The organism is Cupriavidus sp. CPT47-8839-RL05A (genome assembly GCF_058792255.1).
This window is the reverse complement of record NZ_JBYTEG010000019.1, coordinates 64248-84898: the sequence shown is the minus strand read 5'-3', so window position 1 is coordinate 84898 and position 20651 is coordinate 64248. Positions and strand designations below refer to the sequence as shown.

Here is a 20651-nt window from a genome sequence, read left to right as displayed (position 1 = left end):
TTGGGATTTAATCCTGCAGCAGGCGTTCGTCGCGGAACAAGTCCTCGACCAGTTCGCGCTCGCGCACCAGGTGCACCCTGGCGCCATCGACCATCACTTCGGCGGCGCGCGGGCGGGTGTTGTAGTTGGAGCTCATGGTGAAGCCGTAGGCGCCGGCCGACATCACTGCCAGCAGGTCGCCCGGCTGCACTGCCAGCGCGCGGTCGCGGCCGAGCCAGTCACCGGATTCGCACACCGGGCCGACGATGTCGTAGGTCACCGCTTGCGCGTCGCGCAGCACCACCGGCTCGATGCGGTGGTAGGCCTCGTACATGGCCGGGCGAGCCAGGTCGTTCATGGCGGCATCGACGATGCAGAAGTTCTTGGCCGCGCCGGGCTTGAGGAACTCCACCTGCGTCAGCAGCACGCCGGCGTTGCCCACCAGCGAGCGGCCCGGCTCGAACAGCACCTCGCGGTGGCCGTGGCCGCGCGCGGCCACGCGTTCCAGCAGCGTGGTGGCAAAGCCGGTGATGTCCGGCGGGGTTTCGTCGGTGTAGGTGATGCCCAGGCCGCCGCCCACGTCGATATGCTCCAGGCGGATGCCGTCGCGCTCGAGCGCCTCGACCACGTCCAGCACCTTGTCCAGCGCTTCCAGATAGGGCTCGACCTCGGTGATCTGCGATCCGATATGGCAGTCGATGCCGGTCACTTCCAGGTGCGGCAGCGCGGCCGCGGCGCGGTAGGTCGGCAGCACGTCCTCGAAGGCGATGCCGAACTTGTTGCCCTTCAGGCCGGTGGAGATATACGGGTGCGTCTTGGCGTCGACGTCCGGGTTGATGCGCAGCGACACGCGCGCACGCTTGCCCACGCGGCCGGCCACTTCGTTGAGGCGGTCCAGCTCGGGGATCGACTCGACATTGAAGCAACGCACGTCATGTGCCAGCGCCAGTTCCATTTCCGCCGCGCTCTTGCCCACGCCCGAGAACACCACCTTGCGCGGGTCGCCGCCGGCGGCCAGCACGCGCTTGAGTTCGCCGCCCGAGACGATGTCGAAGCCGGCACCGAGCTTGGCAAGCACCTGCAGCACCGCCAGGTTGGAGTTTGCCTTCATGGCGTACTGGACCTGCGCCTTGCGGCCCTGGCAGGCGGCGGCGTAGGCCTGGTAGGCAGCGGTCAGCGCCGCGCGCGAGTACACATAGGTCGGCGTGCCGAATTCAGCAGCGATGCGCGCCAGCGGCACCTGCTCGACGGCAAGCGCGCCGTCCTGGCGATGGAAAAATGCGGTCATGGTTATCGGGTGGTGGAGGCGGCAGGGGACGAGGCCGGCTGCGCGGCGGGGGCAGGGGTGGCGGGCGGGGCCGGCATGGCATCGGCGCGGCCCAGGCCCGGATCCGTCACGGTCGGCGGGGTCGGCTCGGGCGGCACTTTGGGCATGGTCAGCGGCCCGCGGATGCCGCATCCGCCCAGTAGGGGCATCGCAAGGGCGGCGGCAAACGCCGATACAATCGCAACACGACGCAGCATCGGGTCGTCCTTTAGGCTGTTGGCAAGGCGTTGGATGGCCCGCGCGCAACGGCCGGGCATCCGAAGGATTCTTAACAAAAAAGCCGTTCGCGCCACGTACGCCCGGTCCGGGCAGCGGCGGCAACGGCGGTCTCGGAGTTTAGCATGCCCCCCTTGAGCGAAAGCGAGTTCCTGGCCCTGGCCACGCAGGAGCTGGACCGCATCGAAGCCACGGTCGAGGCGGCCGCCGACGCGGCCGACGCCGATATTGAGATCAGCCGCACCGGCAACGTGATGGAGCTGGAGTTCGAGAACGGCACCAAGATCATCATCAACAGCCAGGCGCCGATGCAGGAACTGTGGGTGGCCGCGCGCGCCGGCGGCTTCCACTTCCGCCGCGACGGCGAGCGCTGGATCGACACCCGCAACGGCGGCGAGCTGTACGCGGCGCTGTCGGGCTACGTCAGCGAGCAGGCCGGCGCGGCCCTCACGCTGGGCTGACGCAAAGCCTGCCTCGCGGCAAAAGAAAAGCCGGCCTCGTGGGCCGGCTTTCCGCTGTCTGGCGGCCGTGATCAGGCGCCGCCGAACATCTCCAGGATCTTCTTCTTCTCGGTCTCGGTGTCGGCCGGCGCGTTGGTCGACTCCTCCGGCTTGCCCGGCCACGGATCGCCCAGGCCCACCGAAGCCACCCCGGCGCCGCCGGCATTCTCTTCGAAGGTCCAGTCGCCGCCCACCATCAGCACGCCTTCCGGCGCAGGGCGCTCCGGCGACTCCGGCACGCCCTTGAGCGCCTTGCTCATGTAGCCCACCCAGATCGGCAGCGCCAGGCCGCCACCGGTTTCGCGCACGCCCAGGCTCTTGGGCTGGTCGTATCCCATCCAGGCGATTGCCACCAGGTTGGGCGTGTAGCCGGCAAACCAGGCATCGACCGCGTCGTTGGTGGTGCCGGTCTTGCCCGCCAGGTCGTTGCGGCCCAGGCGCTGCTTGGCGCTGTTGGCGGTGCCTATGCGCACCACGTCGCGCAGCATGGTGTCGGCGAGAAAGGCGGTGCGTGCGTCAAGCACGCGCACGGCGTCGGTGCCGGCGCGCTGCGGCTGGGTTTCGGAGATCACGTTGCCGCGCGCGTCCACCACCTTCTGGATCAGGTACGGGTTGATGCGGTAGCCGCCGTTGGCGAACACCGAGTACGCGCCCGCCATCTGCAGCGGCGTCACGGCGCCCGAGCCCAGCGCCATCGGCAGGTAGGCCGGGTGCTTGTCGGCCTCGAAGCCGAAGCGCGTGATGTAGTCCTGCGCGTACTGCGTGCCGATCGCGCGCAGGATCCGCACCGAGACCAGGTTCTTGGACTTGGCCAGCGCGCGGCGCATGGTCATCGGGCCCTCGAAGCGGCCGTCATAGTTCTTCGGTTCCCACACCTGGCCGCCGGTATCGGGGCCGATCGTCAGCGGTGCGTCGTTGATCACCGTGGCCGGCGAGAAGCCCTTTTCCAGCGCGGCCGAGTAGATGAACGGCTTGAAGCTGGAACCCGGCTGGCGCCAGGCCTGGGTCACGTGGTTGAACTTGTTGCGGTTGAAGTCGAAGCCGCCCACCATCGAACGGATCTCTCCGTCCTGCGGGTTGATCGACACGAACGCCGCGGCCACTTCCGGCAGCTGGGTCACCGACCAGTTGCCTTTCTCGTCCTGGGTCACGCGGATGACCGCGCCGGGGCGCATCTTCATCTTGGGTTGCGCGTTGGACGACAGCGACGGCGCGATAAAGCGCAGCGCCGAGCCCTCGATGGTTGCCACTTCGCCGGACAGCAGCGTCGCCTTCACCTGCTTGGCCGACACGCTGGTGACCACGGCCGAGCGCAGGTCGCCGCTGCCGGGGTGCTCGACCAGCGCATCGTCGATGGCCTGCTCGCGCTCGGCCGGCTCGGAAGGCAGGTCGATAAAGGCCTCGGGGCCGCGGTAGCCGTGCTTGCGCTCGTAGTTCATGATGCCGGTGCGCACCGACTCATAGGCGGCGTCCTGGTCCGGCTTGGTCAGCGTGGTGTAGACCGTCAGGCCGCGCGTGTAGGTTTCTTCGCGGTACTGCGCGTACATCAGCTGGCGCACGATCTCGGCGACGTATTCGGCGTGGGTCGAGAACTCGTTGCCCTCGGTGCGCACCTTCAGCTCGGCATGCACGGCCTGCTCGTACTGGTCGGGCGTGATATAGCCCAGGTCGCGCATGCGCTGCAGGATGTACTCCTGGCGCACCTTGGCGCGGCGCGGGTTGACCACCGGGTTGTACGCCGACGGCGCCTTGGGCAGGCCGGCCAGCATGGCGGCCTCGGCCGGCGTCACTTCGCGCACCGACTTGCCGAAGTACACGCGCGCGGCGCTGTCGAAGCCGTAGGCGCGCTGCCCCAGGTAGATCTGGTTCATGTACAGCTCGAGGATCTGGTCCTTGTTCAGGTTGGCCTCGATCTTGTACGCCAGCAGCATCTCGTAGATCTTGCGCGTGTAGGTCTTCTCGCTGGACAGGAAGAAGTTGCGCGCCACCTGCATGGTGATGGTGGAGGCGCCCTGCGACAGCCCGCCGCGCAGGTTGGCCAGCCCGGCGCGCAGCACGCCGACGAAGTCGACGCCGCCGTGCTCGTAGAAGCGGTCGTCCTCGATCGCCAGGACCGCTTTTTTCATCACGTCCGGAATCTCGGCGATGGGCACGAAGTTGCGCCGCTCTTCGCCGAATTCGCCGATCAGCACATTGTCCGCGGTGTAGATGCGAAGCGGGATCTTGGGCCGGTAGTCGGTGATGGTGTCCAGCGAAGGCAGGTTGGGCGCGGCCACCAGCAGCGCGTAGCCGAGCAGCAGCGCAATCACGACGGCACCGGCGACAACCAGTCCGACCGCCCAGAACATGAGCCGCGTCCAGATCGGACGGCGGGCAGGGTGGGACGGCTTGTGTTGTGCGGTGGCCATAAGGGAAATACCTAGTCAGGGGTGCCCGGGATTATATCTTCCGGCATCGGCCCGCCCGGGCGTACAGTGGTGCGGGCGCCGCTATCGCGCTGTTACAAGATGTAATGTGGCGAATGCGTGCATGCACGGCGATGTTGTGTGCAGCTAGAGGGGTACGGGCAGGCGCACAAGCGGGCACGGAAGGGAACCCGACGACCGTGGGGTTTTGGCAACGGATTGGTGAGGGGCTTCTCAAAAAGAACTCGGCGCCAGTTCGGCACATTGCCACCGATGCTGGATTTTGTGAGAATCGACCAACATAAAAGAGCAAAGGTTTCATTCAAGAAACAAGGCTCGCCCGATTAGAGCGTTCAAGCCAGGGGCGAGTTCAAAAGTCAGGGGGTCACCTTGCGTCGGGGCATTTTGTCGGGGCTTCTACGCCGGACTACGGTCGGCGTGGATATCGGGTCGTCCAGTGTCAAGGTAGTCGAGCTGTCCGTAGGGGGCAGCAGGCAAGACTATCGGCTGGAAAAATGCGCCAGCGAACTGCTGGACCGCAACGCCGTTGCCGATGGCAACGTCATCAATATCGAGGCCGTCGGGATCGCGCTCAAACGCGCGCTGGGCAAGGCCGGCATCCGTTCGAAGGACGTGGTGCTGGGCGTGCCGTCCATGCTGACGGAGTCACAGACGGTCAGCCTGCCGGACAACCTGTCCGAAGACGAGCTGTATTCCCAGGTCGAGTCCGAGGCGCACCGGCTTTATCCGCCGTCGCAGGCGGTCAACTTCGACTTCGCCGTGATCGGCCCCAGCGAGACCGAGGGCGGCATCGGCGTGCGCGTCACGGCGGCCAACAGCGACCGCGTGCAGGAGCGCGTGACCGCGGCCGAGATGGCCGGGCTCAAGCCCCAGGTCATGGATGTCGAGGAATACGCGGTGCAGCGCTCGATCGTGCAGATGCTGGGCGTGCCGCACGAGATGCCCGAGGCCGATGCGCGCGCGCTGCCGGTGGTGGCGGTGATCCACCTGGGCGGCAGCCGTTCCAAGGCGATCTTCTACCAGGGCTGGAAGGAACTCTACGAGCAGCCGCTGAACAGCTACGGCGACCAGCTCACGCAGAGTGCGGCGCGCATGTTCACCCTCGACGCGCTCAAGGCCGAGATCAAGAAGCGCAAGAACACGCTGCCTGAAGCCTGGCGCGCGCAGTTGCTCAAGCCGTCGCTGGATGCACTGGCGATGGAAGTGCAGTCCGCGGTCGGCAACTTCATCGCCAGTTCCAGCCTGGGCCGGGTCGACGAGATCCTGCTCTCGGGCGGACATGCGTCGCTGCTCGGCGTGCAATCGGCAATCCAGCACCAGACCAAGATCACCACCACGCTGGCGAACCCGTTCGCCAACATGGCGACCAACGCCAAGGTCAACGAGCGCTACCTGCAGCGCGACTTGCCGGCGTACATCGTCAGTGCCGGCCTGGCCCTGCGCGGCCTGCAATAACGCACCGGAGGCATCAGATGTCTACGAACACACTGCCTTCGGTCAACCTGCTGCCTTACCACGAAGCCCGCAAGGCAGCACGCCGCAAGAAGGTCTATACGATGCTGGCCGGTGCCGCGGTGGCTGGCGCTGCCGTGGTGCTGCTGGGCGGCTTCTATATCGACGGGCGCATCGCTTCGGTGGTCGCGCTCAACCAGGTATTGAGCACTGAGAACGCCAGGCTGGACGGGCAGATCCGCGAGGTCAACAGCCTGAAGAAGGACATCGACGCGCTGCTGCAGCGCCAGAAGGCGGTTGAAAGCCTGCAGACCGAGCGCAACCGCCCGGTGCAGCTGCTTGAGGAACTGGTGCGGCAGGTGCCGGAGGGCGTCTACCTGACCAGCCTGAAGCAGACCGGCGAGGCCTTCACCATCGCGGGCGTGGCGCAGTCCAACGAGCGCATTTCCGAGCTGCTGCGCAACCTGGGCGGGGTGGCCTGGCTGGACAAGGCCGAGCTGGTCGAATCCAAGGCTGTCACCATGACCAACAACCTGCGCGAGCAGCGCCGGTTGTTCGACTTCTCGATGCGTTTCGCGTACCGCGCGCCGGAAGCGGCGGCCGACGGCAAGAAGGCCGTGCCGGGCGCGTCCGCACCCGCAGCCGCCCCAGTTCCCGCACCCGCAGCCGGAAAGGCCTGACCATGGCGCTCAATACTGAAATCAACCTGGCCGACCTGACCGGCCAGTTCCGCGGGCTCAACCTGAACGAACCGGAGACGTGGCCGGCCGCGCCGCGCGTGCTGTTCGCGGTGCTGGCCGCGGCCGTGGTGCTGCTGCTGGGCTGGCAGTTCTACTGGAGCGCCAAGTTCGACGAACTCGACCGCCAGCGCCAGGAGCAGGAAAGCCTGAAGCAGGCGTACCAGTCCAAGGTGGCGCAGGTGGCCAACCTGGACGCACTGCGCGAGCAGAAGAAGCAGGTGGAGCAGCGCGTGGCGCTGCTGGAGCGGCAGCTGCCCAACAAGGCCGAGATGGATGCACTGCTGGCCGACGTCAACCACGCCGGTGTCGCACGCGGGCTGCAGTTCGAGCTGTTCAAGCCGCAGGGGGCGGTGATCAAGCCCTACTTCGCCGAGATCCCGGTGAACCTGCGCGTGACCGGGCGCTACCACGAGGTGGCGCAGTTCAATGCCGACGTTGCGGCCCTGTCGCGGATCGTGTCGATGCAGAACCTGCAGCTGGCCAATACCAAGGAAGGCGGGATGTCGATGGAGGCGGTGGCGATGGCCTACCGCGCGCTCGACCCGGACGAGCAGGCCGCGCAGCGCAAGGCCGCGGCAGCCGCTGCGGCAGCCAAGGCAGGAGGTGCCAAATGAGGCGCACCGCCCGTACCCGCAGCCTCGCGTGGATCACGGCGCCACGCACGTTCGCGGCGGCGGCGCTGGCCGTCGGCCTGCTCGGCGCCTGCGGCGCCAGCGATGAAGACGCCTTGCGCCAGTGGATGGATGCCACACGCAGCGCGCGCGCCAAGCCGCCCGAGCCGCTGCCCGACGCCCGGCCCTATGTGCCGCGCGAGTACGCCGCAGCCAAGGCGCCCGAGCCCTTCGCGCAGGCCAAGATCGGCGAGCTGAACAAGACGCTGGCGGATTCGCCCGAAGCCGGGCGGCGCCGCGAGCCGCTGGAGGACTACCCGCTCGAGAACTTCAAGATGCTCGGGATGATGAAGAAGCACGGGGAGACCTTCGGCATCGTGCGGGTTGATAACAAGATCCACCATATCAAGGTGGGTCAGTATCTCGGCCAGAGCTATGGCCGGGTGGTCCGCATCACCGATCAGGAGATCGTGCTGCGCGAATTGGTCCGGGAGGGGGTATCAGAGTGGAAAGAGAAAATGACCAGCCTGAAGCTGGAGGTGGCGGCATGACCCTCGCGCGCTGGTACCGTGCGCTCGCGGGCGCCGCAAGAATGGCAATGGCGCTGTTGCTGGTGATTGCCGCGCCGGCCGCGCTGGCACAAAGCAACCGCATCAAGTCGGTTGACGTCAGCATGGTCGGGGAGCAGACCGTGTTCACGATCGAGCTCGAACGGCCGCTGGCGCAGAAGCCGGCGGACTTCACCACGCAGAACCCGGCACGGCTCGCGATCGATTTCTTCGATACCGGCTTTGCCAACCGGCGCGCGCAGTACGACTACGGCGGCAAGCTGGTCAAGTCAGCCAACGTGGTGCAGATCGGCGACCGTACCCGCGTGATCCTCGACCTCACGCGCAACGCCACCTATCGCACCGACCAGCGCGGCAACTATTTCGTGGTGGCGCTGGATAATGTGGCGCCGGCGGTCAAGAACGCTGCGCCCACGTTTGCGCCGGCTGCGACGGCGACGTCCACAGCCGCGGCGGCGCGGCCGTCGGTGCGCAATGTCGACTTCCGCCGCGGTGCCGATGGCGCCGGGCGCGTGGTGGTGGACCTGTCCTCGCGCGATTCGGGCATCAACATCGCGCAGCAGGGCAAGAATATCGTGGTCGATTTCCTCGGCACCACGCTGCCTGACAACCTGCGGCGGCGTTTCGACGTCAGCGACTTCGGCACGCCGGTGCAGGGCATGCAGGCCTCGGACACCAACGGCAACGCGCGCCTGACGATCGAGCCGCGCGGCAACTGGGAATACAGCTCGTACCAGACCGATACCCAGTTCGTGGTCGAGGTGCGCCCGGTCAAGGAAGACCCGACCAAGCTGATCAGTGGCCCAGGCTACCGCGGCGAGCGCCTGTCGCTGAACTTCCAGAACATCGACATCCGCTCGCTGCTGCAGGTGTTTGCCGATTTCACCAACCTGAACATCATCACCAGCGAAAGCGTGCAGGGCAACCTGACCCTGCGCCTGAAGGATGTGCCGTGGGACCAGGCGCTGCAGATCGTGATGGATGCCAAGGGCCTGGCCTCGCGCCGCAACGGCAATGTGCTGTGGGTGGCGCCCAAGGCGGAGCTGCAGACCAAGGAGAAGCTGGAACTGGAGTCGCAGCAGCAGATCAATGACCTGGAGCCGATCCGCAGCCAGGTCTTCCAGCTCAATTACCAGCGTGCCGAAGACGTGCGCAAGATGCTGCTGGGCACGGGGGCGGGCGGCGGTGCCGTGGCCGCCGTCAGTACCGCCGGGGCGGCGGGCGCCAGCACGCGCATGCTGTCCAGGCGCGGTTCGTTGACGGCCGATGCGCGCACCAACCAGCTCTTCGTCTCGGATATCGCCAGCAAGCTGGAAGAGGTGCAGAACTTCATCGGCAAGATCGACATCCCGGTGCGCCAGGTGATCATCGAGGCGCGCATCGTCGAGGCCACCGACTCCTTCAGCCGCAACCTGGGTGTGAAGCTGGGCTTTGCCGGGCAGTACAACAATGCCCGCGTCGGCAACACGTACAACAACGTGCTGCCCGGGGCCACCTCCGACAACGGCCCGTTCCTGAGCCTGCCCGCCGGTGCCATCAACGGCACCAACCCGGCCAATGTCGCGGTCAGCCTGTTCAACAGCGCCGCCACCAAATTCCTGGCACTGGAGTTGTCGGCGCTGGAAGCGGATGGCAAGGGCAAGATCATCTCCAGCCCGCGCGTGGTCACGGCCAACAACATCAAGGCGCTGATCGAGCAGGGTACCGAGCTGCCGTACCAGGCGGCGACCTCCAGCGGTGCGACCTCGGTGCAATTCCGCAAGGCCAACCTGAAGCTGGAAGTGACGCCCCAGATCACGCCCGAAGGCAATGTGCTGCTTGATGTGGACGTGAACAAGGACAGCGTCGGCATCCAGACCACTTCCGGCTTTGCCATCGACACCAAGCACGTGCAGACCCAGGTGCTGGTGGAGAACGGCGGCACGGTGGTGATCGGCGGCATCTACACCCAGACCGAGTCCAACGAAACCGACAAGGTGCCGCTGCTGGGTGATATCCCGGTGCTGGGCTACCTGTTCAAGAACAACGCCAAGGTGCGCAACCGCACCGAGCTGCTGGTGTTCCTGACCCCGCGCATCCTGAACGAGAGCGTGTCGCTCCGGTAGGGACATGGCGTCCGGAGGACGCCGGATACAGTAGACTGGCAGGCCGCATCGAGGGATGCGGCCTTTTTTTTGCGCGCCGCGGGGGGCGGAGACGGCCCCGGGACGGGCCAGCCATGTGGGCCATGCCGCATTCGCCACTTGCCGGCCGCGCCACAACATAAGAAGATGATGCAGTTCCCAACCGGGGAGGACGGCCCGCATGCCGCGCTCCCGAACGACAGTCCAGTGACAGCCTCAGCGACAGGCCCGGCGGCACAGCGCCAGGCCCAGGATCGGCGCGATGCCGATCGATCTGACTCCGAGCGACCGGAATCCGATCGACCCAACCTCTTTTTCGTCGGCCTGATGGGCGCCGGCAAGACCACCGTGGGCCGCACGGTGGCGCGGCGCCTGCACTATCCGTTCTTCGATTCCGACCATGAACTGGAGGCGCACTGCGGCGTGCGCATCCCGGTGATCTTCGAGGTCGAGGGCGAAGCCGGCTTCCGCGACCGCGAGGCCGCGATGATCCGCGAGCTGGCCGCGCGCCAGGGCATTGTGCTGGCCACCGGCGGTGGCGCCGTGCTGCGCGCCGAGAACCGCGAGGTGCTGAAGGCCCGCGGCACGGTCGTGTACCTGCGCGCCAGCCCTCACGACCTGTGGCTGCGCACCCGCCACGACCGCAACCGGCCGCTGCTGCAGACCGAGGACCCCAAGGGCAAGCTCGAGGCGCTCTATGCCGAGCGCGACCCGCTCTACCGCGAGGTTGCCGACTTCATCATCGAAACCGGCAAGCCTTCGGTGGCGCAGCTTGCTAATATGGTGTTGATGCAACTTGAAATGGCCGGTTTCCCGATCGATCCCCCGCAGCCGGCCTCCGCGCCGCCGGAAGCGTCGGAGCCGCCGGCGCAGGACCCCAATCCATGATTACGCTTGAAGTCGACCTGGGCGAGCGCAGCTACCCCATCCATATCGGTACCGGCCTGCTGGACAACGCCGAACTGCTGCGCCCGCATGTACGCGGCCAGCACGCCGTCATCGTCACCAACGAAACCGTCGGCCCGCTCTACGCGGCGCGGGTGGAGGCGGCCCTGGCCGCGCTCGGCAAGACCGTGCGCACCGTCACGCTGCCCGACGGCGAAGCCTTCAAGCACTGGGAAACGCTGAACCGGATCTTCGACGCGCTGCTGCAGGCCGGCGCCGACCGCAAGACCACGCTGGTCGCGCTGGGCGGCGGCGTGGTGGGCGACATGACCGGGTTTGCCGCGGCCTGCTACATGCGCGGCGTGCCCTTCATCCAGATGCCGACCACGCTGCTGGCGCAGGTGGATTCGTCGGTGGGCGGCAAGACCGGCATCAACCACCCGCTCGGCAAGAACATGATCGGCGCGTTCCACCAGCCCAACGCGGTGATTGCCGACATCGACACGCTGCGCACGCTGCCCGCGCGCGAACTGGCCGCCGGCATGGCCGAGGTCATCAAGCACGGCGCCATCGCCGATGCCGAGTACTTCGGCTGGATCGAGCGCAATATCAAGCCGCTGAATGCCTGCGACCCGGACCTGATGGCGCTCGCCGTGCAGCGCTCCTGCGAGATCAAGGCCGGCGTGGTGGCCCAGGACGAGCGCGAGGGCGGCCTGCGCGCCATCCTCAATTTCGGCCACACCTTCGGCCATGCGATCGAGGCCGGCATGGGCTACGGCGCCTGGCTGCACGGCGAGGCCGTCGGCTGCGGCATGGTGATGGCCGCCGACCTGTCGCACCGGCTGGGCTTTATCGACACCGAGACCCGCGCCCGCATCCGTGAGCTGACGCAGGCCGCCAACCTGCCCGTGGTGGCGCCGGAACTCGGTGCCGACCGCTATATCGAACTGATGAAGGTCGACAAGAAGGCCGAGGCGGGCAGCATCAAGTTCATCCTGCTGAAGCAGCTCGGCGAAGCGTTCATCACCACCGTGCCGGACGCTGACCTGCGCGCCACGCTCGCGCACGCCGTGCTCAAACCACCCACCGAGGCCCCGGTCGCCTGACCGATCGGTTATGCCTCGCCACCCCGCCCCAGCCACCGGACGCGCCGCATGACCGACTTTGAAAGCCATCTCGCCCCTTACGCCGCCCGCTCTGCGCAGACGCGCGGGCGGGTGCATGCAGAACCCGCATCGCTGTCGCGCAGCGAATTCCAGCGCGACCGCGACCGGGTCATCCACAGCACGGCGTTCCGGCGGCTCGAGTACAAGACCCAGGTCTTCGTCAACCATGAAGGGGACCTGTTCCGCACCCGGCTGACCCACAGCCTGGAGGTGGCGCAGATCGCCCGCTCGATCGCGCGCAACCTGCGCCTCAATGAAGACCTGGTCGAGGCGATCTCGCTGGCGCACGACCTGGGGCACACCCCCTTTGGCCACGCCGGGCAGGATGCGCTCAATACCTGCATGAAGAACCACGGCGGCTTCGAGCACAACCTGCAGAGCCTGCTGGTGGTGGACGAGCTGGAAGAGCGCTACGGCGGCTTCAACGGGCTGAACCTGACCTTCGAGACGCGCGAGGGCATCCTCAAGCATTGCTCGCGGGTCAATGCCTCGGCGCTGGGTGAGCTGGGCCGGCGCTTCCTGGAGGGCACGCAGCCGTCGCTGGAGGCGCAGCTGGCCAACCTCGCCGACGAGATCGCCTACAACAACCACGATATCGACGACGGCTTGCGCTCGGGGCTGCTGACGCTGGAGCAGCTCGACGAGGTGCCGATGTGGGCCCGCCACCGCGCCGAGGTGGCCGAAGTCTTCCCTGGCGTCAACGGCCGGCGCGCCATCAACGAGACGGTCCGGCGCATGATCAATACGCTGATCGTCGACCTGATCGAGACCACCAGCAGCAATATCGCCGCGGCCAACCCGCGCAATATCGACGCGGTGCGCGCCGCCGGCCCGCTGGTCGGCTTCAGCCCGCAGATGCATGAAGAAGCAGCCGAACTCAAGCGCTTCCTGTTCCGGCACCTGTACCGGCACTACCTGGTGATGCGTATGTCGGCCAAGGCGCAGCGCATTGTCGGCGACCTGTTCCAGGCCTTCATGTCCGACCCGCGCCTGCTGCCGCCGCAGTACCAGGCCAGCCATGGCGGCGACCAGTCGCGTCTGATTGCCCACTACATCGCGGGCATGACCGACCGCTACGCGATCCGCGAGCACCGCCGCATCTTCGCGGTCAGCGAAGGCAACTGACGGCCGCGTTCCGGCTGGCCGTCCAATCGGCGCGCCAGCCTGCCGCATAAGTGGGGACGGATCAGGCTATGATGCGGGCATCTATGCTCGCATGACTGTCATGGCACGCCTTCCCCGCTTTTCCCCCGCCGGTCTGCCCGCCCTGGTGTTGCAGCGCGGCAACAACCGCCAGCCCGTATTCCTGGGGCCGGACGACTACCTGCACTACCTCGACTGCCTGCGCATGGCCGCGCGCGAGCATGACCTTGCCATCCACGCCTACGCGCTGCGGCCCAACCACGTTCACCTGGTGGCCACGCCCAAGGAGTCAGACTCGCTGAGCCTGACCATGCAGGCGGTGGGGCGGCGCTATGCGCGCTACTTCAACCGGGTGGCCAGCCGCACCGGCACGCTGTGGGAAGGGCGCTTCCGTTCCGCGGTGTTCGACCCGGCCCGGTGGATGCTGCCGGCGATGCTCTATGTCGAGGGCAACGCGCTGCGCGCGGGCGAGGTGAGCGCGCCCGAGGGCGACCGCTGGAGCAGCTACCACCATCACGCCGGCATCGAGGCCAGCCCGTTTGTGAGCGACCACTCCGCGTACTGGGAGCTGGGCAATACGCCGTTCGAGCGCCAGTCGAACTACCGGATGCTGAGCGCCGAGGGCCTGTCGGGCAAGACCCTGGAGACCCTGCGCGCCCATGCCCACAGCGGCTGGCCGCTTGGCGACGAAGCGTTCCTGGCCCAATTGGAGCGGCACGCAACCCGGCGCGTGCAACCGCTGCCGAAAGGGCGCCCCAAAAAGGTGCAAACGGCACCGGTGGATGTGCCAGAGCCGTCGCATAATTAATATGTCCCCATTTAAATGGATCACCGAAACGGTGCGTAACTTAATGTGATCCGACCCCATTTAAAAATTTTGCGAGGCGAACGCGATTCCCATATAGTTGCTCCACCCACAGTCATTGTGCGGCGCGTCACGCTCGTGTACGCCGCTGCGGCCCGCTGACAGCTTCGTCCCCATTTTCCGTCCCGCCGGTTTCCGGTTTGGGTGGAGGAATAAAGAAAACGAGAAAGCGCGCGGTCCCGTTCCGGTACGCCCAGCCAGTTCGCGCAGCCTTCACCGGAATTCAGCCCGTGGACCAAACGAAAAATCTTTCGGCCCAAGCTCAGGCACAAGCGCAGACCAGCGAGTCTTCCCACGCCATTGACCTGCGCCCGCAAGCGCAGGGCATGTACGATCCCAGCAACGAGCATGACGCCTGCGGCGTCGGCATGGTCGCGCATATCAAGGGCAAGAAGTCCCACGAGATCATCTCGCAGGGCCTGAAGATCCTGGAGAACCTGGACCACCGGGGTGCGGTCGGCGCCGATGCGCTGATGGGCGACGGTGCCGGCATCCTGATCCAGATCCCGGACCAGTTCTACCGCGAGGAAATGGCCGCGCAGGGCGTGAGCCTGCCGCCCGCCGGCGAATACGGCGTGGGCATGATCTTCCTGCCGAAGGAACACGCCTCGCGCCTGGCCTGCGAGCAGGAACTGGAGCGCACGGTCCGCCTGGAAGGCCAGGTCGTGCTGGGCTGGCGCGACGTGCCGGTCGACGCCAAGATGCCGATGTCGCCGACGGTGCGCACCACCGAGCCGGTGATCCGCCAGATCTTCATCGGGCGCGGCCGCGACATCATGACCACGGACGCGCTGGAACGTAAGCTCTACGTCATCCGAAAGACCGCCAGCCACGCCATCCAGGCGCTCAGGCTCAAGCACGGCAAGGAATACTTCGTGCCGTCGATGTCGGCCCGCACCGTGGTGTACAAGGGCCTGCTGCTGGCCAACCAGGTTGGCGAGTACTACCTGGACCTGCTGGACCAGCGCGCCGTCTCGGCCCTGGCCCTGGTGCACCAGCGCTTCTCGACCAACACCTTCCCGGCCTGGGAACTGGCCCACCCGTACCGCATGGTCGCCCACAACGGCGAAATCAACACGGTCAAGGGCAACGTCAACTGGATCAACGCGCGCACCGGCGCGATCTCGTCGCCGGTGCTCGGCGACGACCTGCCCAAGCTGTGGCCGCTGATCTACCCGGGCCAGTCCGACACCGCATCGTTCGACAACTGCCTCGAACTGCTGACGATGGCCGGCTACCCGCTCGTCCACGCGATGATGATGATGATCCCGGAAGCCTGGGAACAGCACACGCTGATGGACGACAACCGCCGCGCCTTCTACGAGTACCACGCCGCCATGATGGAGCCGTGGGACGGCCCGGCCGCGATCTGCTTCACCGATGGCCGCCAGATCGGCGCCACGCTGGACCGCAACGGCCTGCGCCCGGCACGTTTCTACGTGACCGAGGACGACATCGTGGTGCTGGCTTCGGAAGCCGGCGTGCTGCCGTTCCTCGAGTCGCGCATCGTTGAGAAGTGGCGCCTGCAGCCGGGCAAGATGTTCCTGATCGACATGGAGCAGGGCCGCATCATCGACGACAAGGAACTCAAGGACAACCTGGCCAACGCCAAGCCGTACAAGAGCTGGATCGACGCCGTGCGCATCAAGCTGGACGAGCTCGACGCCAAGCCGGAAGACGTTGCCGCCGAGAAGAAGCCCGTGGCCAAGCTGCTGGACCGCCAGCAGGCCTTCGGCTACACCCAGGAAGACGTCAAGTTCCTGATGGCGCCGATGGCGCTGGCCGGCGAGGAAGCCACCGGCTCGATGGGCAACGACTCGCCGCTGGCCATCCTGTCGTCCAAGAACAAGACGCTGTACCACTACTTCAAGCAGCTGTTTGCCCAGGTCACCAACCCGCCGATCGACCCGATCCGCGAGAACATGGTGATGTCGCTGGTGTCGTTCATCGGCCCGAAGCCGAACCTGCTGGAGCTGAACAACATCAACCCGCCGATGCGCCTCGAAGTGTCCCAGCCGGTGCTGGACTTCAAGGACATCGCCAAGATCCGCAACATCGAGCACTACACCGGCGGCAAGTTCCGTTCGTACGAGCTGAACATCTGCTACCCGAAGGCCTGGGGCAAGGAAGGCATCGAAGCGCGCCTGGCCTCGCTGTGCGCCGAAGCCGTGGATGCGGTGCGTTCGGGCTTCAACATCCTGATCGTGTCGGACCGCCGCGTGGATGCCGAGCATGTCGCGATTCCCGCGCTGCTGGCCACGTCCGCCATCCACCACCATCTGGTGGAGAAGGGCCTGCGCACGTCCACCGGCCTGGTGGTCGAGACCGGCACCGCCCGTGAAGTGCACCACTTCGCGCTGCTGGCCGGCTATGGCGCCGAAGCCGTGCATCCGTACCTGGCGATGGAAACGCTGGCCGAAATGGCCCAGGGCCTGTCCGGCGACCTGTCGCCCGAGAAGGCCGTCAAGAACTTCGTCAAGGCGATCGGCAAGGGCCTGTTCAAGGTGATGTCCAAGATGGGCATCTCCACCTACATGTCGTACACCGGCGCGCAGATCTTCGAAGCCATCGGCCTGTCGCGCGAACTGGTGCAGAAGTACTTCCATGGCACCCCGTCGAACGTCGAGGGCATCGGCATCTTCGAGGTGGCCGAGGAAGCCCTGCGCCTGCACCGCGACGCCTTTGGCGACAACCCGGTGCTGGAAAGCATGCTCGACGCCGGCGGCGAATACGCCTTCCGCATCCGCGGCGAAGAGCATATGTGGACCCCGGACTCGGTCGCCAAGCTGCAGCACTCGGTGCGCGCCGACGACGGCAAGGGCGCCTACCAGACGTACAAGGAATACGCCAACATCATCAACGACCAGAGCAAGCGCCACATGACGCTGCGTGGCCTGTTCGAGTTCAAGGTCGATCCGGCCAAGGCGATTCCGCTGGAAGAGGTGGAGTCGGCCAAGGAGATCGTCAAGCGCTTCGCCACCGGTGCGATGTCGCTCGGCTCGATCTCGACCGAAGCCCACACCACGCTGGCGCTGGCGATGAACCGCATCGGCGGCAAGTCCAACACCGGCGAAGGCGGCGAGGACGAGAAGCGCTACCGCAACGAGCTGCGCGGCATCCCCATCAAGCAGGGCGATACCCTCAAGGGCCTGCTGGGCGACAACGTGATCGAACGCGACCTGGAGCTGCAGGAAGGCGATTCGCTGCGCTCGAAGATCAAGCAGGTGGCGTCGGGCCGTTTCGGCGTGACCGCCGAATACCTGGCTTCGGCCGACCAGATCCAGATCAAGATGGCGCAGGGCGCCAAGCCCGGCGAAGGCGGCCAGCTGCCCGGCCACAAGGTCTCGGACTACATCGGCAAGCTGCGTTACTCGGTGCCGGGCGTGGGCCTGATCTCGCCGCCCCCGCACCATGACATCTATTCGATCGAGGATCTGGCACAGCTGATCCACGACCTGAAGAATGTCAACCCAGTGTCGGACATCTCGGTCAAGCTGGTGTCCGAAGTCGGCGTCGGCACGGTGGCCGCGGGCGTGGCCAAGGCCAAGGCCGACCACGTCGTGATCGCCGGCCATGATGGCGGCACCGGCGCTTCGCCGTGGTCGTCGATCAAGCACGCCGGCACGCCGTGGGAGCTGGGCCTGGCCGAAACGCAGCAGACCCTGCTGCTCAACGGTCTGCGCAACCGCATCCGCGTGCAGGCCGACGGCCAGATGAAGACCGGCCGCGACGTCGTCATCGGCGCGCTGCTGGGGGCCGACGAATTCGGCTTCGCCACGGCGCCGCTGGTGGCCGAGGGCTGCATCATGATGCGCAAGTGCCACCTGAACACCTGCCCGGTGGGCGTGGCCACGCAGGATCCGCAGCTGCGCAAGAAGTTCCAGGGCAAGCCGGAACACGTGGTCAACTTCTTCTTCTTCGTGGCAGAAGAGGCCCGCGAGATCATGGCCCAGCTGGGCATCCGCAAGTTCGACGAGCTGGTCGGCCGCGCCGACCTGCTCGACACCAAGCCCGGCATCGAGCACTGGAAGGCGCGCGGCCTGGACTTCGGCCGCATCTTCCACCAGGTGTCGCTGGGCGCGGACGTGCCGCTGTACCACACCGACGTGCAGGACCACGGCCTGTCGGCCGAGGCCGGCAAGGCGCTGGACCACGTGCTGATCGCCAAGGCCCGCCCGGCGATCGAGAAGGGCGAGCGGGTCTCGTTCATCCAGCCGGTGAAGAACGTCAACCGTACCGTCGGCGCGATGCTGTCGGGCGTGGTGGCGCGCCAGCATGGCCACGAAGGCCTGCCGGACGACACCATCCACATCCAGCTGCAAGGCACCGCCGGCCAGTCGTTCGGCGCGTTCCTGGCGCACGGCATCACGCTGGACCTGGTGGGCGACGGCAACGACTATGTCGGCAAGGGCCTGTCGGGCGGCCGCGTGATCGTGCGCGCTCCGCATGAGTTCCGCGGCGACCCGACCCGCAACATCATCGTCGGCAACACCGTGCTGTACGGTGCCATCGCCGGTGAAGCGTTCTTCAACGGCGTGGCCGGCGAGCGCTTCGCGGTGCGCAACTCGGGTGCGGTGGCAGTGGTGGAAGGTACCGGCGACCACGGTTGCGAGTACATGACTGGCGGCACGGTGGTGGTGCTGGGCGGCACCGGACGCAACTTCGCGGCCGGCATGTCGGGCGGCGTGGCCTACGTCTACGACGAGGACGGCCTGTTCGACAAGCGCTGCAACACCTCGATGGTGGCGCTGGAAGCGGTGCTGGCCTCGGCCGACCAGGAGAAGGGCCAGCCCGAGGCTTCGTGGCACAAGGTCGACGGCAAGCGCGTGCTGGATGAAGTCATCCTGCGCAACCTGATCGAGCAGCATTTCCGCTACACCGGTTCCGAGCGCGCCAAGGCGCTGCTGGCCGACTGGAACACGGCACGCCGCAAGTTCGTCAAGGTTTTCCCGACCGAGTACAAGCGCGCGCTGGGCGAGATGTACGCCAAGGAACAGGCCGCCCGCGACAGCGACCGCGAAGCCATCGCGGCCTGAGCGAGCGCAACGCAACCACGCAGAGGGGCCGCGGCAGCCGCCGCGGCCCTGACAAGATTCTGACCCCACCGCAGGGCTGGCGACGCCGCCGGTCCCGCGCAGCATGACCAAGGACGCAACATGGGTAAGGCGACTGGCTTTCTCGAATTTCCGCGCCAGAACGAAGGCTACGAACCGGTAGTCAAGCGCGTGAAGCACTACAAGGAATTCGTGTTCGCGCTGTCCGACAGCGAAGCGAAGATCCAGGGTGCGCGCTGCATGGACTGCGGCATCCCGTTCTGCAACAACGGCTGCCCGGTCAACAACATCATTCCCGACTTCAACGACCTGGTGTACCGCCAGGACTGGAAGTCGGCGATCGAGGTGCTGCACCAGACCAACAACTTCCCCGAGTTCACCGGCCGCATCTGCCCCGCACCATGCGAGGCCGCCTGCACGCTGGGCATCAATGAACTGCCGGTTGGCATCAAGTCGATCGAGCACGCCATCATCGACAAGGCCTGGGAAGAGGGCTGGGTCAGGCCGCAGCTGCCGCGCCACAAGACCGGCAAGACCGTGGCCGTGGTCGGCTCCGGCCCCGCCGGCATGGCTGTCGCGCAGCAGCTGGCACGCGCCGGCCATGACGTGACCGTGTTCGAGAAGAACGACCGCATCGGCGGCCTGCTGCGCTACGGCATCCCCGACTTCAAGATGGAGAAGACGCTGATCGACCGCCGCATCGAGCAGATGCAGGCCGAAGGCGTGACCTTCCGTCCGGGCGTGATGGTGACCGACGGCGAACTGCCGGCCGGCATCAAGAACTACGCCCGTGAAACCATCTCGGCCCAGGCCCTGATGGACCAGTTCGACGCCGTGGTGCTGGCTGGCGGCTCGGAAGTGCCGCGCGACCTGCCGGTGCCGGGCCGCGACCTGGCCGGCATCCACTTCGCGCTGGAATTCCTGATCCCGCAGAACAAGGAAGTGGCCGGCGACGGCGAAAACGAGATCCGCGCCGAGGACAAGAACGTGATCGTGATCGGTGGCGGCGATACCGGCTCCGACTGCGTGGGTACATCCAACCGCCATGGCGCCACCTCGGTGACGCAGTTTGAACTGCTGCCGCAGCCGCCGGAAGAAGAGGACAAGCCGCTGGTGTGGCCGTACTGGCCGATCAAGCTGCGCACCTCGTCGTCGCACGATGAAGGCTGCGAGCGCGACTGGTCGGTCGCCACCAAGGAATTCATCGGCGAAAACGGCAAGGTCACCGCACTGAAGGCCTGCCGCGTCGAATGGAAGGATGGCCGCATGCAGGAGGTCGAAGGCAGCGAGTTCATCCTGCCGGCCGACCTGGTGCTGCTGGCGATGGGCTTCACCAACCCGGTGGGTTCGATGCTGGAAGCGTTTGGCGTGGATACCGATGCGCGCAAGAACGCCAAGGCCTCGACCGAGGGCGAGCGTGCTTACCACACCAACGTGCCCAAGGTGTTCGCCGCCGGCGACGTGCGCCGTGGCCAGTCGCTGGTGGTGTGGGCGATCCGCGAAGGCCGTCAGGCCGCGCGTTCGGTCGATGCCTTCCTGATGGGCCACACCGAACTGCCGCGCTGATTCACCCCGGCAGGAACAAAAAGCCCGCC

15 protein-coding genes are annotated in these 20651 nt (G+C 66.5%); 12 read left to right on the top strand and 3 right to left on the bottom strand.

All coding sequences use genetic code 11. The annotated features are described in order from the left end of the window. Positions 1-7 precede the first annotated feature (7 nt). The gene (lysA, locus tag AC3WVS_RS22530) at positions 8-1267 is read right to left on the bottom strand and encodes a diaminopimelate decarboxylase (protein ID WP_492320427.1); all 1260 of its coding nucleotides are present in this window, start codon (positions 1265-1267) and stop codon (positions 8-10) included. Between the two features lie 2 nt (positions 1268-1269). Beyond that, complete coding sequence (locus AC3WVS_RS22525) at positions 1270-1503, bottom strand: hypothetical protein (protein WP_492320426.1); 234 nt, start codon at positions 1501-1503, stop codon at positions 1270-1272. A gap of 144 nt (positions 1504-1647) precedes the next feature. On the opposite strand from AC3WVS_RS22525, the gene cyaY reads away from it, so the two are divergent. After that, on the top strand, positions 1648-1983 hold the full coding sequence (cyaY, locus tag AC3WVS_RS22520) for an iron donor protein CyaY (protein ID WP_010812358.1): 336 nt from the start codon (positions 1648-1650) through the stop codon (positions 1981-1983). A gap of 71 nt (positions 1984-2054) precedes the next feature. Here cyaY and AC3WVS_RS22515 read toward each other — a convergent pair whose 3' ends face one another. Next, positions 2055-4430, bottom strand: coding sequence for a penicillin-binding protein 1A (locus tag AC3WVS_RS22515; protein ID WP_492320425.1), 2376 nt, complete (start codon positions 4428-4430; stop codon positions 2055-2057). 402 nt (positions 4431-4832) lie between these two features. Between AC3WVS_RS22515 and pilM the strand changes: the two genes are divergently transcribed. The 11 genes from pilM (at position 4833) to AC3WVS_RS22460 (ending at position 20622) form a co-directional block, all read left to right on the top strand. Further along, a complete protein-coding gene (pilM, locus tag AC3WVS_RS22510) occupies positions 4833-5903 on the top strand; it encodes a type IV pilus assembly protein PilM (RefSeq protein ID WP_035820419.1) in 1071 nt (356 codons plus the stop codon). A gap of 17 nt (positions 5904-5920) precedes the next feature. Further along, positions 5921-6580, top strand: coding sequence for a PilN domain-containing protein (locus tag AC3WVS_RS22505; RefSeq protein ID WP_492320424.1), 660 nt, complete (start codon positions 5921-5923; stop codon positions 6578-6580). A gap of 2 nt (positions 6581-6582) precedes the next feature. Then, the gene (locus tag AC3WVS_RS22500) at positions 6583-7254 is read left to right on the top strand and encodes a type IV pilus inner membrane component PilO (RefSeq protein ID WP_456806731.1); all 672 of its coding nucleotides are present in this window, start codon (positions 6583-6585) and stop codon (positions 7252-7254) included. After that, entirely contained in the window at positions 7251-7802 is a 552-nt protein-coding gene (locus AC3WVS_RS22495) for a pilus assembly protein PilP (protein WP_492320423.1), read from the top strand. Before AC3WVS_RS22500 ends, AC3WVS_RS22495 begins: the two co-directional genes overlap by 4 nt. Then, positions 7799-9925 carry a type IV pilus secretin PilQ gene (locus AC3WVS_RS22490; protein ID WP_492320422.1) on the top strand — a complete coding sequence of 709 codons (2127 nt, stop codon included), beginning with the start codon at positions 7799-7801 and terminating at the stop codon, positions 9923-9925. Before AC3WVS_RS22495 ends, AC3WVS_RS22490 begins: the two co-directional genes overlap by 4 nt. A gap of 345 nt (positions 9926-10270) precedes the next feature. Then, positions 10271-10831 (top strand): shikimate kinase, encoded by a 561-nt coding sequence (locus AC3WVS_RS22485; RefSeq protein ID WP_211982343.1) that lies wholly within the window; start codon positions 10271-10273, stop codon positions 10829-10831. Further along, positions 10828-11934, top strand: coding sequence for a 3-dehydroquinate synthase (gene aroB / locus AC3WVS_RS22480; RefSeq protein WP_010812350.1), 1107 nt, complete (start codon positions 10828-10830; stop codon positions 11932-11934). Before AC3WVS_RS22485 ends, aroB begins: the two co-directional genes overlap by 4 nt. A 48-nt stretch (positions 11935-11982) precedes the next feature. After that, positions 11983-13119 (top strand): deoxyguanosinetriphosphate triphosphohydrolase, encoded by a 1137-nt coding sequence (locus AC3WVS_RS22475; protein WP_010812349.1) that lies wholly within the window; start codon positions 11983-11985, stop codon positions 13117-13119. A 100-nt stretch (positions 13120-13219) separates the two neighbouring features. Next, on the top strand, positions 13220-13945 hold the full coding sequence (locus tag AC3WVS_RS22470) for a transposase (RefSeq protein ID WP_492320421.1): 726 nt from the start codon (positions 13220-13222) through the stop codon (positions 13943-13945). Between the two features lie 287 nt (positions 13946-14232). Next, positions 14233-19038, top strand: coding sequence for a glutamate synthase-related protein (locus AC3WVS_RS22465; RefSeq protein WP_492320420.1), 4806 nt, complete (start codon positions 14233-14235; stop codon positions 19036-19038). 120 nt (positions 19039-19158) lie between these two features. Next, positions 19159-20622, top strand: coding sequence for a glutamate synthase subunit beta (locus AC3WVS_RS22460; RefSeq protein ID WP_492320419.1), 1464 nt, complete (start codon positions 19159-19161; stop codon positions 20620-20622). The last annotated feature ends 29 nt before the right edge of the window (positions 20623-20651 follow it).